Genomic DNA, 12745 nt, shown 5'->3' with positions numbered 1-12745 from the left:
GGGCGTGATGCTTGGGGGAGCGCCGCGACCAGCCTGTTCAAGTCAAGCCGATGGTCTGGTGAAAACGTAGACCAGACCGGTAAGCATCAGCACTCCGACGCTTGCCATCAGGATCGGGCCAGGCGCGGCTCCGATCCAGAACAGCAGGAATCCAACGCTCATGCCGGCAAGCGCCAGCAGCTTCGCCCTCAGGGGGATCGCGCCGTGCTCATGCCACCCACGCAGGGCTGGCCCGAAGCGGGGATGGGAGAGAAGCCAATTCTCGAGCCGCGGTGAGGACCGTGCGAAGCAGGTCGTGGCAAGGATGAGGAACGGCGTTGTCGGGAGCACCGGCAAGAGTGCTCCGACAAAACCGGTGGCGACGAAAATAAAGCCAAGAACAAGATAAACGCGACGCATCAGCCGCAACCACCATGCAAGAGCGAGGGCTTGTGACGGATGCCGAGCTTATCATAGTTCCAGATCGGCGGCGCAACCGAGGTGAAAGGGCTGGCCGTCTTCTGGTGCGTTGTCTTACGCGACCAGATCAGACGCATATCCGCGCGCATCGATGAGATGTACCCGTTCGATCCTCGCGGGCATAAGCAGTGATCGGATGCGCGGCTCCGTCATGAAGCTGAAGGCGGTGGACATCGCATCGGCGGCAGTCGCATCGGCGGCGATGGTGGTCACACTGCGGTAGCGTCCGGCGCAGCCGCCGCTCGACGGGTCGAACAGGTGGTTGAAGCGACCATCGGCGTCGAAACAGAAGCCATAGCTGCCCGATGTCGATACCGCGCGGTCGACGATCGGAATGACCGTCGCTGTGACCCCTACCGAATCGGGGTCGGCAATCCCGATTTCCCAAGGCTGTCCATCCGGACGCGGTCCGATGGCGCGGCTCTCGCCCATGTCGACGAGACTGCGCGCGATACCTTGCGCGCGCAGGAGGTCGACGATCCTGTCTGTGACATAGCCTTGCGCGATGCCGTTCAAAGTGATCGCGGCCCCGCGCGGCATCGCAATGCGGTCGCGGCTGACGTGAAGCCAGCGGTAGCCCACATTTGCGAGGGCGAGCTGCACATCGGCCGGGGCAGGGCCGTTGGGATCGGCGTGGGCGCGCGAGAAGTGATCGGCATAGAGGCGCCACAACGGCTGCACGGTCGGATCGAACGCCCCGTTGGTCAGCTCCGCATAACGCAGGGAGATTTCCAGGAGATCCACGAGTTCGGCAGGAGGATCGACCAGCACGCCCGTCCGGTTCAGCTCGACCAGGGCGGAGTCTTCCCGGTAGAGGCTGAACAGTCGCTCGAGCCGTCGCGCTTCCGAAGAGGCTACAGCGATCAGGCGTTCCGCTTCATGCGGGTGCTCGTGATGGATCTTCAAGGTGGCGGTGGTGCCGAGCATCGTGCCGCGCCAGGTGACGAGGTTGGTGTCCGCCTTTGCCCCGCGTCCGAAAGGGGCGAGAGAAAGGCCTGCCGCCGCGGCGCTGATACGGATGAAGCGGCGGCGCGATAAAATCTCGGCCATGAACTCCTCCTCAGTTTGTCGAGCCCGGCGCGGCCGTCTTGTCATCCGTCGATGCGCTGGACTCGTTCGATCCCAGCACGTAATCCCGCGGCACCTCGCTGAAGCCAACGATGTGCCCGCCATTTTCGGCGACAAACTTTTCGGCGGCGCCCCGGTCCGAGAACGGCACGGCTTCGAGGCCGCCCATCCCGCTCTTGACGCGGCTGCCGATCACGAACAGCGCCTTTCGCGCCTCGACCCAATTATCCGCGCCGGGCTTGTCCCAGCTCGCCGCCTTCGCCATGTCGGAGACATAGATGGCCTGGATGTCCTTCGGTTCGTCCGGCAGCATCGTGAAGGCGATGGCATCGCGCGCCGAGGAGAACCAGACCGGCTCGATCAGGCTGGCTACCAGGATCTGTCCCTTCGGCCCCGGGTGCTCGAGCACGTTCATGCCGCAATAGCGGCCGATCGCCTCTGCCGTCATCGCGTGCGGCAGGGGCAGCGCGGCCTGCCGTTTTTCGTTGCAGCCTGCAAGTAGGATCAGCGCGAGCAGCGCATGGACAACAGCAACACGCTTCATAGCTCCCTCCGGGAGAAGGACAGGCTTGCGGCTGTCAGTGGAATAAAGGTCCATAGCGCGAGCGCCGCCACGAGGACGGGGACCGACAATGTCGCGCTGCCCGCAAGTCCTGCCATGCCCGAGAACGCGCTGACATTGGCAAAGCCGGTCAAATTGAGGAGCCTGTAGATGTCAGTCGGATTGAGGAGGAGCAAGGTGTTGAGAACGGGACCCGACATGTTCTGCCCCTTGTCCAGGACGAGGAGGCCGAGCAACGCCATGTCATAAACCAGCACGAGCAGCAGCCACAGGCCGATACAGACGCCAGCGGCGGTGCCGCGGTCGCGCACCTGCGCGCTGACCCAATAACCGATTGCAATGAAGACCGCTCCCAGCAGCACGGAGGAGCCGATCATTGCGATGAACGCCGCCAGCCCCTCGCGATCCATGTCACTGCCTGTCGCCAACAAGGCAGCGACCGCGGCCCCATAGCCGAGACTGGTCGCGAAGGCGAGCACGGCGAGATGTCCGCAGAATTTCCCGATCAGCACCTGCCAGCGAGCGACTGGGTAGCTCAGGAGCAGGAGCATGGTGCCACGTTCCATGTCCCCGACGATGGCATCGTGCGAGATCAGAAGCGCAATCAGTGGCACCAGGAAGATCGTAAGACTAGAAAGGCTGACGATGATCACGTCGAGCGGACGTGCGCCCACATTGCTGCCGCTTGGCGCGCTGCCAAGGAAGGTCAACGACAGCGCCAGGGCGGCCAGCAGCAGCGTTGCAGCAAGCACCCAGCGGTTGCGAACGGCCTGGCGGATTTCCTTGGCCATAATGGTGAGAACGGCATTCATCGCTGCCCCTCCGCCGATCGCAGGAAATGCGCGTAGAGTTCGTCGAGGTTCGGCGACGTCACGTCGAGATCCTCGACCGAGGTGTCGGTTGCAGTCACGCGGCGCAATAGTTCGATCTTTTGCTCCGGTGCCGCATCGATCTCGACAACGTGGCCGTTGAGCCGCCGGTGCGGAGCGGATGCGGGTAACCAGGCCGGTATCTCGCCGGGAGCAAGGCCGGATATTTTCAGCCGGATCCGGGTCGGCAGTTGCGCCAGCCGCCTCAGCTCATCGAGCGAGCCATCGGCGACCTTGACCCCGCGGTTCATGATGATCACGCGTCCCGCCCGTTCCTCCAGCTCCGTCAGCGCATGCGAGCAGAGCAGAACCGTGGTGCCTTCGGCTGCAAGCCGCTGGATCGCGTCATAGAAGGTCTGGCGCAGTTCCGGATCGAGACCGGTGGTCGGTTCGTCGAGCAGCAGCAATTGCGGCCGTCCGATCAGCGCTTGCGCCAGCCCGAGGCGCTGGCGCATGCCTTTCGAATATGTGCCGACCCGCCGGTCCGCGGCTGCGCCGAGCCCGACGACATCAAGCAGGTGCTCCGCCTTTGCGATCGGCTCCTGCTTCAGCCAAGCATAGAACCGCTGCGTCTCGCGGCCAGTCAACGTTGCATCGAAGGAAACGTTTTCCGGCAGGTAGCCAAGCCGGCGCCGTGCCGAAAACTGACCAGCGGCGGGATCCTCGCCCAGAACCCGGATCGTGCCGTGCGTCGGGTGAATCAAACCCAGCATCAGTTTCATCAGCGTGGTCTTGCCGGCACCGTTGTGGCCGATCAAGGCGACCATTTGGCCTTGGCCAAGCTCGAACGAGGCGCCCGACACCGCATTGATGCGCCCATACCGTTTGCTGACGTCCGTTATTCGTACCGTGCTCATGGCCGAGTTCCTTCCGCAAGCTTGCGGCGCGCTGGCGGCGACATCAGCGGGTGATTGTCGACGACGCCACCCGGCAGCAGCGCGGGAAATTGTCGCTGCGCCCACCGGATCACCTGGACGGCGGGACTGTTGATCAGAACTTTGGCCGCAGGCGCGGTCCACAACACCCGGTCGATCAGGTCGTTGGGCCGATACGCCGTATCGGCAATGCCGTCGCCGTTGAGATCGAAGGCCGGATTGTCGCTCCAGTAATTGCCGCGCCCGCCTTTCGACCAGTCGAGATAGCGCGTGCCGACATATTTGACCTGGTTGACGTTGTTGACGAACGCATTGCCGGTGATGGCGTTGCCTTCGGAACCTGCGGTGAAATGCACGCCGATTTCGCAGCCTTCGAACCAGTTGTTCTCCAGCCGATTGTTGTTGGTGTTGTAGATGAATACGCATTTTTCCGGGCCCAGGCGTGGAGCCTTGGTCTGGCTTGCCTGCGCGGTGGTGCCGGCGTCCGCTTGCGAAATGCCTTCTTCCGCGCGGCTGTCGGAAGTCGCCCAGCGCTCGGCCGGCTGCAATCCGCCGATCACGGCATTCCCGAGGATTTTCGAACCGTTCGCAGCGTTGAACAGCATGCCTCGATCGCGATCGTGGTCGGACACATTGTTTCGAACGACGAGCCGGTTCGAGAACATGAATGCGAAGCCGATGGTATTCCCGGTCGAAACGTTGTTGGTGACCTCGCCGTCATTGGCGTACATGTAGTGGATCGCGAAGCGCAGGTTGCTGAAGCGGTTGCCGCTGAACACATTGTTGCGGCTCGATATGACGAAGATGCCGTCGCGCCCATAGCGGACTTCGTTGTCGATCACCTTGGCCCCGGGGGCATTCCACACCGATACGCCGTTGCCGGCCTCGCTGATGCGGATCTGGCGCAAGCCGGCAATGCGGTTGTGGCGAACCACGGCATCGGGAGCTCCGTGGACATAGACGCCGAACAGATTGTCCTCGAGAAGATTGTCCTCGATGACGGCGTCGCGCGCGGATTGCTCGACAAAAATGCCGGAGTCCATCGTCTCGAGCGAACGCCCGGAGCCGCGCACTTCAAGGCCGCGCACCACGGCGCCGGGGGCGGTGACCGTCACGACGCTGCCCTGGCGAGATCCCGCGATGACAGCTCCGGTTTCGCCGGCAAATGTAATACGGCGGGCGATCCGCAGCGGTCCGCGATAGGTGCCGGCGGAGAGGCGCACTTCATCACCGTCCGCCGTCTGGTCGAGCACCGCCTGCACGTCGCTAACGTCCGGCGCAATCGCAAGCTGCGCTGCTGATGCCTGCACGACAAGGCTGGCGGCGGCAAGCGCCGCCAGCCCGAAGCACGCCATATGGTGTGCTGTCCGCTCCATCATGCGTTTCGCGGGTGCACGAACATGCGCCCGCGCATTTCCATGTGCATGGCGTGACAGAACCAGGTGCAGAAGTACCAGTACACGCCGGGCTTGTCGGCGACGAACGTTACCGACGACGTCTGCTGCGGGTCGATCTCCATGTTGACGCCATAGTTGACGATGCAGAAGCCGTGGGTCAGGTCCTCGACGTCATCGATATTGGTGATGTAGACGGTCACCTCATCGCCTTGCTGGACGTCGAATTTGTCGAGCGCGAAGGCGGGCGCAGCAGAGTACATGTAGACCCGCACCTTGTTGCCGTCGCGGACGACCTTGGCGTCGCTTTCGAGCTTGACGCCGTCGGCGGCCGCCTGCTTGCGCGCGTCCTCGAAGAACGGATCGTCGCGTTTCCAGATGCTGAGAACGCGGCCGTCGAGCTTCGAGCGATGGATGATCACCGCGTCATGCGGCTCGGCGAAACTCGGGCCGTCATGGACGAGGCGCATGCGGTCCCCCGAAATGTCGATGAGCTGATCGTTCTCCGGCTTGAGCGGACCGACGTTGAGGAACCGGTCCTTGGAGAACTTGTTCAGCGACAGCAACCATTTTCCGTCGGCCTCTTTGGTCTCGCCCATCGAGGAATGGTTGTGACCCGGCTGGTACTGCACGTCGAGTTTCTGGATGATCGGGTTGACCTTCTCGCCCTTGAACGCTCGCTTGGCTTGATCGATGTTCCACTTAGCCACCTGGCTGTCGAGAAACAGAGTCGTATAAGCGTTGCCTCTGCCATCGAAGGCCGTATGCAGCGGTCCGAGTCCGAGTTCGGGCTCGGCGACCACGACATCGCGCGGCTTGATCTTGTCGTCGAACAGCTGATCGAGCAGGCGGACGTCCAAGACGCTTACCGTCGGGGCCAGTTTGCCGTTGGCGACGACGTGAATCCCGTCGGGCGCGGCGTTCAATCCGTGCGGGCTGTTGGAGACGGGAACGTAGCGCGTGTAAGGTGAACCATGCCGCCCATCGATCACGGGCACGCCATTCATCTCCTTGTAGTCGCCTTTCTTGACGGCCTCCTCGATCCGCTTGATGTTGAAGACGGTGACCCAGTCCTGCTCGCTTGCGGTCATTTCGGCCAGCGTCACGCCCTTCTCGGAGTTGTAGCAGGTCGCGAACGCATATTTGCCCTGGTAGTCGGCGTCGGTGTTGTCGAGGTTGCCGTCAACCATCACCTGCCACGCGATCTTCATCGTGTCGCCATCAACGGCGGTGAAGATCGACCAGTATTTGCTTTTGTCGTCCAGCACCTTGCCGTCGTTTGGCAGCGGCACCTCGTACTCGCCGTTACAGAACACATATCCGGTGCGCGGATATCTCTGCAGGCGCATGCCGTGGATCGTGTACTGGTTGGGAATCTCGATGATCTTGTCGCACTTCATGATGTCGGTGCGGATGCGAGCCAGGCGGGTATTTGCCTTGTCGTTGATGAAGACGTAGCGGCCGTCATAAGTCCCGTCCGTGAACGACATATGCGGATGATGGCAATCGCCGTTCATCCAGATGCCGAGACGGTCTTTCAGCCGCTCGCGGGTCTCCGGCATCAGACCCTCGGTCATGATCTTGCGGCTTTCGTTGGTCTGGCCCCAACCAGTCGCGCTGCAGCGGTTGAACACGGGAATGCGCATCAATTCGCGCATCGAGGGCATGCCGACGATGCGGACCTCGCCGGTCTGGCCGCTGGAAAAGAACGTGTAATATTCGTCGAGCTCGCCTGGCGCGATCTCCGACTTCAGGCCACCGGCGCGCGCCGGTGCTGCCTTGGTCTGTGCCGCAGCCGGCTCGGGTGCAAGATCCCTGCCGATGCTCAGTCCACCGGCGATGCCGGCAGCGCCGATCGCTGCTGTTCCCACTATCTGACGACGGCTGATAGCCGTCGACTTGTCGTCATCATGTTTCTCACTAGCCATGTTCGTCTCCTTTGTGTGAACGGCTGGTTAGAGCTTGTGAGTGCGCGGCGGCGAGCACCGGCTTTCCGGCATGCGTGATGACCGTCTTCGGTCCGCTTCCGCCCGCGCGCATCGAGGGCGATGACATGGCCTGGAACTTCTCGCGCTTGAGCCGCACCTGGATCATGTGCGGGCAGCGCTGGTCGTCGTAGTAGAGCTCCTGGCAGTGCATGCAGTAGATGCACTCGTTGACGTTGATGTGCCCTTCGGGATGGATCGATTGCACCGGACAATCCTTGGCGCAGCGCTGGCAGGGCGAGCCGCACTCTTTCCAGCGGCGCAGCCACTCGAAGGTCCGGATGCGTCCGGGGATCGCAAGTGCAGCGCCGAGCGGGCAGAGGTAGCGGCAGAAGAAGCGTTCGATGAACAGGCCGATGAAGAGCAGGGCGCCCGCATAGGCGACAAACGGCCAGCCGCGCGCGAATTTCAGGATGATCGCGGTCTTGAACGGTTCGACTTCCGCGAAGGTCTCTGCAAGCGCAACGGAGTAGAGCGACAGACCGAACACGGCAAGGAAGATGATGTACTTGATCGGCCAGAGACGTTCGTGAAGGCCCCAGGGCACCGTGATCTGCGGTACCTTGAGCCATTTCGCGACCGCGTTGGTCAGCTCCTGCAGCGCGCCGAAAGGGCACAGCCATCCGCAGAACGGACCGCGTCCCCAGAACAGAAGCGCGGCAGCGGTTGCCGACCACAAAACGAAGATCAGCGGTGCGGCGAGAAAGAACTCCCAGTGAAAGCCCGTCACCATGGCGCTGGTGAAGGTCACCACGTTGACGACGGAGAGCTGCGCGTTGGCGTACCAGCCAAGCCAGATCAGCACAAAGGCGAGATAACCCCGGCGAACCCAGGTGTAGAGCGTCGGTCGTCGTACCAGGATGTTCTGAAAGAAGAAGATGGCGGTGAGTACAATCAGCGCCATCGCGGTGATCGCGATCGATGCGGGCTGCGAGCGCCAAATCCGCATCCATAGCGGCTCTTCGCCGTCATCCGCCGGCAGGGACACCTGTGCGCTGGGAGCAGAGGTCTGCGCCGCGGGCGTGCTAGACGGCACCGTCACCGCGCGCTGCTCGGATCGCAGGTAGCGATCGGGCAGATTGTAGTCGAGATCGAAGGTGAGAAATGCCTTGTCGCGGCTGCCGACATTTCTCTGCACGAGCAGTTGCAGTTCCCAGGGCTGGGTCGGATCGAGCGTGAATTCGGGCGGCGTGACGAACAATCCGATTTCGTGGAAGTCCGGCGCGCCGTCGGCGGCGAGCGCGCCCAGGCGGGTATGATTCCGGTCGCGGAAGCGGGTGCTGGAGCCTTCCTGAAGGATTTCGACGCGGTCGAAAATGCCGCCGCGCACATAAGCCGAACCCTTGAAAGAATAGAGGCCTTCGCCGGCGATCATGATCGCCTGCTGTCCCGGTTGCAGGCGCTCCTTCAGCCGCTCATAGCCGTCGTCGCCAAGCAGGCTGCGGCCGATCGTCGGGGCGCTGGCAAGCGCGACATAGAGATCGATGAAGGTATCGCCAGCGTCGCCTGCTTCAGGGTTCTGTGCGGCGGCCGCATTTCCTGATTTCGCGAATGCTTCATTGACCTCGCCGATCGTCAGGTGCAGCCGCCGCACCGAGCCGTCGCCGACAAGGCTGGCCCAGTCACGAATCTCGCTCTTTCCGAGGTCAAGCGTCTTGGTAACGGGCGGCAATGCCGCCGCCGCGGCGGCGCTTCCGCCGCCAATTCGTCCGGTTCGGATCAGCCGTACCGCGGAGCGTACGATGCTGTCGCCCATGACCAGCACGGTCACGGTCGCGCCGCTGACGATGTCGACCTGCGGCGGCCGTTCCGAGCCTTGCGCGATCGGCCTCATATCCTTGCCGATCAGGCCGTTCACGGCGGCAACGATGCGCGGCTCAGGAATTCCGATCAGGACGATCGGCTCCTTGTGGTCGACGAGCCTCAGGCCTCTGACGATGCCATCAGTATCGATGCCGACCAGGATGTGAATCGGCTTGCCGGAATAGCCGATCGAATTGGCGAAATCCGAGTTGAGATAGACAAAGCCCTGCAGTTGGTCGCCGCGATAGACGGGGACGATCGGCGGGTCTCCTTGCGGCGGACCAAATCGATCCGCACCTGTGAAGAAGTCGCCGGGGTGGATTTTTGGCAGATAGGTGGCGAGATCGCTCGCGGCGAGGGCCGCGCGTGTCCAGAAGATGATGCCGACGGCGACAATCACGGCCAGCGCGAGTGCGGCCGCTCGTCGGGGGCCATGACACGCTGAACTGGAACAAGGGGGCGTCGGCGCTGACAACCCTAAAGGGATCCCCGATCCAACCACCGAAAGTTTGACTCCTGTTCAGACCGGCTGTCTAGTCGTAACCGAGACAAGCGAGTTTGTTCTGGATCAAACACAGCTATGCAGGTGGCTCATGCTGCTGACGCGAGCATTGCTTTTGAAAGACGAGCCGGCGGGAACCTTGCAGTCGCTGGATGAGCTATTCGCTCTTGCCAATGCGATGGAGAAGGAGGCCGCGGATCGCTATTCGGAGCTTGCCGAAGAGATGCGGGCGCAGGACAGAGATGATCTTGCAGCAGTCTTCGCGCAGCTTGCGGCCGCCGAGCGCGAGCATGTCGATAGTGTGACACGCTGGTCGCTATCGCGCCGTGGCAAGGCGCCTGATCCGGCACTCGTACGCTGGGATGCGCCGGAGACTTTCGATGCCGAGACCATGGCGGAGATCAAGGCGTCGCGGCTGACGACACCTTATCGAGCCCTGGCGATGGCGGTGCGCAATGAAGAGCGCGCATTTGCCTTCTGGTCTTATGTCGCGGCCTTCACCGCCGATCCCGAGATCAGGAAGGCCGCCGAAGCCATGGCACGGGAGGAGCTTGCGCATGTGGCGACCCTGCGCAAGGAACGCCGCAGCGCCTATCATCTTGAGCACAAGGAGCGCGCGGGCGAGGGGGCCGCTGACGCGGCAGCTCGCGTGGATGCCGGCGCATTGGAAACTCGTCTGGCTGTGCGGCTTGCGGACCTCGAGGCGCGACTCCTAGCACGTTCGCAGAGCCGCGCTCGCGAGCTTCGCGAAGAGGCCGAACTGATGTCGGCCCGCGCCGCCGGATTCGGATCCTTTCCTCCGGCGCTGCTGCAGGCAACTGATGCCCAGGCCATCGCCGAGGCTCTGACCGACGCCTATCTCGACGGTGCCGAACGCTCGGACGATCCGGCGCGTCTTGAGCTTCTGCAGATGCTGGCCGAGCGTGCCATCGCCCGGCTTGCTTGGCTGCGCAGCCTGGAGCCTGCCGTCGAGCCTAAAGCGCGATGATCTTGGGAAACAATCATCCTCGCGCTTGCCTCACACGATCGGTACCCCTTCAGGAAAACGGCCAGATCACGCTGACTCCCGCCGAGTAAGGTGGTCAAACAGATTCATCGGGAGCGGAAAGACCACGGTCGAGGACCGTTCGCCCGCGATGTCGTGCAGCGCCGCGAAATAGCGTAGCTGCATCGCCTGCGGCTCCTGGGCGAGGATCCGGCCGGCCTCGACGAGCTTCTCGGCGGCCTGCTGTTCGCCCATCGCATTGATCACTTTGGCGCGTCGCAGCCGTTCCGCTTCGGCCTGCTTGGCGATTGCGCGCACCATGGTTTCGTTGATATCGACATCCTTGATCTCGATTCCAGTCACCTTGATGCCCCACACATCGGTCTGCTTGTCGAGGATCTCCTGGATGTCAGCGTTTAACCTGTCGCGTTCTGCCAACATCTCGTCAAGTTCGTGCTTGCCGAGTACCGAGCGCAGCGTGGTTTGTGCGAGCTGGCTGGTCGCGGCCATGTAATCGCCGACCTTGATGATCGCGTGCTCAGGATCGACGATGCGAAAGTAGAGAACAGCATTGACCTTCACCGAGACGTTGTCGCGCGAAATCACGTCCTGGGGCGGCACGACCTGCACCATCACTCTGAGATCCACCTTCACGAGTTGCTGCACGGCCGGAATGAGGATGATGAGGCCCGGGCCCTTCACTCCGGTGAAACGGCCGAGCGTGAAGATGACGCCGCGCTCATATTCCCGCAGGATGCGAATGGCCTGGGTCAAGAAAAGGATGACGACCAGCACAAGCGCTGCATAGGTCAAGTAATCAAGCATCATGATTTCCCTCCTTCGCCGGTCGGGACTGGCGCGCGCCGCACCACCAGCGTCAGATCGACGATGTTGGCGACCTCAACCATCTCACCGGGCCTGAAGCTTTCGGTGCCGCGTGCTTGCCATCGCTCGCCGTGCGTGAAGACATGACCTTCATTCTCGGACCAATCGAGGACCTTGGCGGACAGGCCTCGCATGGCTTGCGCGCCGACCCGCACGGGACCGGTGCGAGCGCGCCGAAGCGAGCCGAGCACGACGAGAACAAAGCCGATGAACGTCGCCGTCACGACGGCGATGAGCCACCACGAGAGTCGGTAGCCGGGCGCTTCGACCCTGAAGAGCATGACCGCTCCCAGTACAAAGGCGATGACTCCGCCGAGCCCGATCACGACCGTCGGGTTGAAGGCCTCGAAGGCAAGAAGCGCGATCCCGACCAGCATCAGGGCGAGGCCGGCGTAGCTGATCGGCAGCAAATTGAGGGCGTAAAGGCCCAGCAGCAGGCAGATCGTGCCGACGACTCCGGGGGCGACCGTGCCGGGGGACATGAATTCGAAGATGAGCCCGTAGACGCCAACCATCAGGAGAATGAACGCGACGTTGGGATCAGTGATGACCGCCAGGAACCGGGAGATCCATCCGGGATCGATTATTTCGACGACCGCGTCTTTCGTCGCCAGACGTTGTGTCTTGCCACTTGCAACCTCGACGACGCGACCATCGACCTTCGCGAGCAGTTCGGCCGGATCGCGTGCGATGAGATCGATGACATGGTCCTGCAACGCGCCGTTGGCGGAGAGGGTCGCGGCCTCGCGCACCGCCTTCTCGGCCCAGTCAGCATTGTGGCCGCGCAGTTCGGCGAGGCTGCGGATGAGGGCGACGGCATCATTCGTCACCTTTGCCGTCATCGCATCCTTTGGCTCGGGCTGGTGGTCGCTATCCTTCTTGTCTTTGCCGTCCTTGTCCGGAGTACCGCCCGGCAGGCCCGGTATCGGACCGCCAATCTGTACTGGCGTCGCGGCACCGATATTGGTGCCCGGCGCCATTGCCGCGATATGGGTCGCGTAGAGAATATAGGTCCCGGCGCTTGCGGCATGGGCTCCGGAGGGAGCTACGTAACCTACGACAGGAACGGGCGAAGCGATCACATCCGAGATGATCTCGCGCATGCTGGTGGTGAGACCGCCCGGTGTATTCAGACGCAGAATGACAATGTCCGCGCGTCGTTCGGATGCCTTGGCCAGAGCGTCCTTCACGTAACTTGCCGACGCCGGTCCGATAGCCCCGTCGAGCGAAATGGTCAGTGCAAGACTGCGGTTCTCCTCCGCTAAGCCGGGAAGGAGGGAGACAACCAGAGCGACGATTGCGATCGCCGCAACGAGGGCCGCCTTTACGGTCTGCACGGCAAGGACTCCCTTGTCGAA

Annotated in this window: 11 protein-coding genes; 1 reads left to right on the top strand and 10 read right to left on the bottom strand. The window is 62.6% G+C overall.

Going from position 1 to position 12745, the window contains the following annotated elements; translation table 11 throughout:
* Positions 1 to 42 precede the first annotated feature (42 nt).
* The 8 genes from ACZIRK_RS01225 to ACZIRK_RS01190 all read right to left on the bottom strand — a co-directional run bounded on the left by ACZIRK_RS01225 (position 43) and on the right by ACZIRK_RS01190 (position 9415).
* Entirely contained in the window at positions 43 to 399 is a 357-nt protein-coding gene (locus tag ACZIRK_RS01225; protein WP_463326794.1) for a YbaN family protein, read from the bottom strand.
* Positions 400 to 513: 114 nt separating this feature from the next.
* Positions 514 to 1509: an FAD:protein FMN transferase gene (locus tag ACZIRK_RS01220; protein ID WP_456641962.1), complete on the bottom strand. Its 996-nt coding sequence runs from the start codon at positions 1507 to 1509 to the stop codon at positions 514 to 516.
* Positions 1510 to 1519: 10 nt separating this feature from the next.
* The gene (locus tag ACZIRK_RS01215) at positions 1520 to 2071 is read right to left on the bottom strand and encodes a nitrous oxide reductase accessory protein NosL (RefSeq protein WP_130223799.1); all 552 of its coding nucleotides are present in this window, start codon (positions 2069 to 2071) and stop codon (positions 1520 to 1522) included.
* Positions 2068 to 2901: an ABC transporter permease gene (locus ACZIRK_RS01210; protein ID WP_463326793.1), complete on the bottom strand. Its 834-nt coding sequence runs from the start codon at positions 2899 to 2901 to the stop codon at positions 2068 to 2070. Before ACZIRK_RS01210 ends, ACZIRK_RS01215 begins: the two co-directional genes overlap by 4 nt.
* The gene (locus tag ACZIRK_RS01205) at positions 2898 to 3815 is read right to left on the bottom strand and encodes an ABC transporter ATP-binding protein (protein ID WP_463326792.1); all 918 of its coding nucleotides are present in this window, start codon (positions 3813 to 3815) and stop codon (positions 2898 to 2900) included. The genes ACZIRK_RS01210 and ACZIRK_RS01205 overlap by 4 nt, the downstream gene beginning before the upstream one ends.
* Positions 3812 to 5209 (bottom strand): nitrous oxide reductase family maturation protein NosD, encoded by a 1398-nt coding sequence (locus ACZIRK_RS01200; RefSeq protein ID WP_463326791.1) that lies wholly within the window; start codon positions 5207 to 5209, stop codon positions 3812 to 3814. Before ACZIRK_RS01200 ends, ACZIRK_RS01205 begins: the two co-directional genes overlap by 4 nt.
* Entirely contained in the window at positions 5209 to 7155 is a 1947-nt protein-coding gene (gene nosZ, locus ACZIRK_RS01195) for a TAT-dependent nitrous-oxide reductase (RefSeq protein ID WP_463326790.1), read from the bottom strand. The genes ACZIRK_RS01200 and nosZ overlap by 1 nt, the downstream gene beginning before the upstream one ends.
* On the bottom strand, positions 7148 to 9415 hold the full coding sequence (locus tag ACZIRK_RS01190) for a 4Fe-4S binding protein (RefSeq protein WP_463326789.1): 2268 nt from the start codon (positions 9413 to 9415) through the stop codon (positions 7148 to 7150). The genes nosZ and ACZIRK_RS01190 overlap by 8 nt, the downstream gene beginning before the upstream one ends.
* A gap of 193 nt (positions 9416 to 9608) precedes the next feature.
* On the opposite strand from ACZIRK_RS01190, the gene ACZIRK_RS01185 reads away from it, so the two are divergent.
* On the top strand, positions 9609 to 10505 hold the full coding sequence (locus tag ACZIRK_RS01185; RefSeq protein WP_130223811.1) for a ferritin-like domain-containing protein: 897 nt from the start codon (positions 9609 to 9611) through the stop codon (positions 10503 to 10505).
* 66 nt (positions 10506 to 10571) lie between these two features.
* Here ACZIRK_RS01185 and ACZIRK_RS01180 read toward each other — a convergent pair whose 3' ends face one another.
* Both ACZIRK_RS01180 and ACZIRK_RS01175 read right to left on the bottom strand, forming a co-directional pair.
* Complete coding sequence (locus ACZIRK_RS01180) at positions 10572 to 11330, bottom strand: slipin family protein (protein ID WP_463326788.1); 759 nt, start codon at positions 11328 to 11330, stop codon at positions 10572 to 10574.
* The gene (locus tag ACZIRK_RS01175) at positions 11327 to 12724 is read right to left on the bottom strand and encodes an NfeD family protein (protein WP_463326787.1); all 1398 of its coding nucleotides are present in this window, start codon (positions 12722 to 12724) and stop codon (positions 11327 to 11329) included. Before ACZIRK_RS01175 ends, ACZIRK_RS01180 begins: the two co-directional genes overlap by 4 nt.
* Positions 12725 to 12745 lie beyond the last annotated feature (21 nt).

The sequence above is a fragment of the Bradyrhizobium sp. Leo114 genome, assembly GCF_055229415.2.
This window is presented reverse-complemented; position numbering and strand designations above follow the sequence as displayed.

Excerpts from the sequence above, each read along its gene's own strand:
- ACZIRK_RS01225 (WP_463326794.1), bottom strand. The coding sequence starts at position 399 with ATGCGTCGCGTTTATCTTGTTCTTGGCTTTATTTTCGTCGCCACCGGT.
- ACZIRK_RS01220 (WP_456641962.1), bottom strand. The coding sequence starts at position 1,509 with ATGGCCGAGATTTTATCGCGCCGCCGCTTCATCCGTATCAGCGCCGCG.
- ACZIRK_RS01215 (WP_130223799.1), bottom strand. The coding sequence starts at position 2,071 with ATGAAGCGTGTTGCTGTTGTCCATGCGCTGCTCGCGCTGATCCTACTT.
- ACZIRK_RS01210 (WP_463326793.1), bottom strand. The coding sequence starts at position 2,901 with ATGAATGCCGTTCTCACCATTATGGCCAAGGAAATCCGCCAGGCCGTT.
- ACZIRK_RS01205 (WP_463326792.1), bottom strand. The coding sequence starts at position 3,815 with ATGAGCACGGTACGAATAACGGACGTCAGCAAACGGTATGGGCGCATC.
- ACZIRK_RS01200 (WP_463326791.1), bottom strand. The coding sequence starts at position 5,209 with ATGGAGCGGACAGCACACCATATGGCGTGCTTCGGGCTGGCGGCGCTT.
- nosZ (WP_463326790.1), bottom strand. The coding sequence starts at position 7,155 with ATGGCTAGTGAGAAACATGATGACGACAAGTCGACGGCTATCAGCCGT.
- ACZIRK_RS01185 (WP_130223811.1), top strand. The coding sequence starts at position 9,609 with ATGCTGCTGACGCGAGCATTGCTTTTGAAAGACGAGCCGGCGGGAACC.
- ACZIRK_RS01180 (WP_463326788.1), bottom strand. The coding sequence starts at position 11,330 with ATGATGCTTGATTACTTGACCTATGCAGCGCTTGTGCTGGTCGTCATC.